This window comes from Hydrotalea sp. AMD (assembly GCF_004100315.1).
Lineage (GTDB): Bacteria > Bacteroidota > Bacteroidia > Chitinophagales > Chitinophagaceae > Hydrotalea > Hydrotalea flava.
Genome location: NZ_SCKY01000080.1, coordinates 1 through 1,652 on the forward strand (window position 1 = coordinate 1; position 1,652 = coordinate 1,652).

General features: G+C 42.1%; 1 protein-coding gene. It reads right to left on the bottom strand.

The window, feature by feature from the left end; translation table 11 throughout:
- Window positions 1-22 precede the first annotated feature (22 nt).
- Window positions 23-1,378: an IS110 family RNA-guided transposase gene (locus EO766_RS18105; RefSeq protein WP_074419113.1), complete on the bottom strand. Its 1,356-nt coding sequence runs from the start codon at window positions 1,376-1,378 to the stop codon at window positions 23-25.
- Between the last annotated feature and the right edge of the window lie 274 nt (window positions 1,379-1,652).

Below are 1,652 nucleotides of genomic sequence, written 5' to 3' on the forward strand. Positions count from 1 at the left end.
TTCTGACTAACGTAGAAATCGTTTAAGTTGTTAAAAGCCCCAGGTCATCATTAGTCAGTCCAAATTTATCTATTTGTTTTCGAATGCGTTTAACCAGGCCGAGCTTTCTTTTTTCATCGAGGAAAAGATAATGTGTGGGTGGCTGATAAGGAATTTTTTTGACTACCATATTCCAGATGATGACAGCCAGCTTTCTGGCTGTGGCGCTGACGGCTACGGTTCTGCCTTTTCGGTAACAAACTCTTTTAAAAAAGTTAGACAGATGTGTGTCTTTTAAATTTCCGATAGCATTGGCAGCATTACGCAATGCTATTTTTAACCGGTTGCTTCCTTTGGGAGTTTTGGTGCTGAGTAGCTTGCCCCCGCTTACTTTATTGTTGGGAGCCAACCTGAGCCAGGAAGTAAAATGTTTGGCTGTTTCAAATTTAGTAAAGCCATCCGGTCCCACTTCGCTGATGATGCTTAGTACAGTAGCATGCCCAAGCCCTTCTATTGTGAATAAGTCCACTCCTTCAAAATATTGACAGGCTGCCTGGTTAAGGTCAATACCGGTAATAGCATTTTTGTTGAGCCGCTTATGTTTCTTTTCCGGGGCCTGAAGTTTTTTCTTTTTCGGGCTGCTGTTGATTTGTTGTTGGAGAAAGCTGCTGATTTGCTTTTCGCATTCAAGCATTTTATTTTGGATAAACAGGTAGGCATCGTATTCCTGGCGTAGCCCGAATAAATAGTCCTGCCGGTTATTTCCTTTTAGCGCTTTTGTAATTTCCTCTTCACTTTTGCGGCAATTAAAGTGGCGGTGTTTGGCAAGCGAAGCAGCATCCAGGTTTCCTTTGCATATATCTTCAATAATTTTTAACTCGGTAAGGCCGCATACATCCCGAACGACGACATCAAGCCTGAAGTTAAGGAGCTTTAAATACTTTTGCATTTTATGGGTAGCTTCTACTGATAAGTCCTGCCAGTTCTGCCGCTGCCGGCAGTAGGTTCTTAATACTTCGGTAGTTTCGTCGGGCAAAAAACTGCCGGTGAGCAGTCCAATGCTATGGAGTTTTTGTATCCAGCGGGCATCTTTTACATCGCTCTTTTTGCCTTTGATGTTTCGGGTGAATTTACCATTGCAAAGCACTACTTCAAAGCTGTGTTTGATTAATTCCACGTAGAGGTTTTGCCAGTAGCTTCCGGTACTTTCCATAGCAACAGAGGTAATGTAGTGTTGTTTTAGATGTAAGCAGATTTGAGTGAGGTCATCGGCATAAACGCCAAATTCTTTGACATCATTTTCATCCTGGCCTACCGCTACAAAATGAGAACGGCTGCCGATATCAATACCGGCAGCGTGCGGATGGATAATATCCATCTTCAGTTTTTTGTTTGTCATAATAAAATATTTTAAAATGACTCTAAGGGAATGTAGCTTTGACTTGTAATTATTCTGAACGGGCTCTCCACAAGGGGGCACCACTGAAATTATCACATCCCGGTGCTTAGTACACCCGGATTTTACATTCCAACCAGAATGACGCACGGGCTTTGATGCACCAATGCTTAAAAGGGTCTTGCAAAGAGTCGCTTTAAAATTATTGAGGAAAATCCAAACCGTGAATTCCCGTTAGCACCAGAAATTATTTTTGTTTCGGAAAATGGGGAATGAC

Coding starts and splice junctions, on each gene's coding strand:
- EO766_RS18105 (WP_074419113.1), bottom strand. CDS start 1,378: ATGACAAACAAAAAACTGAAGATGGATATTATCCATCCGCACGCTGCC.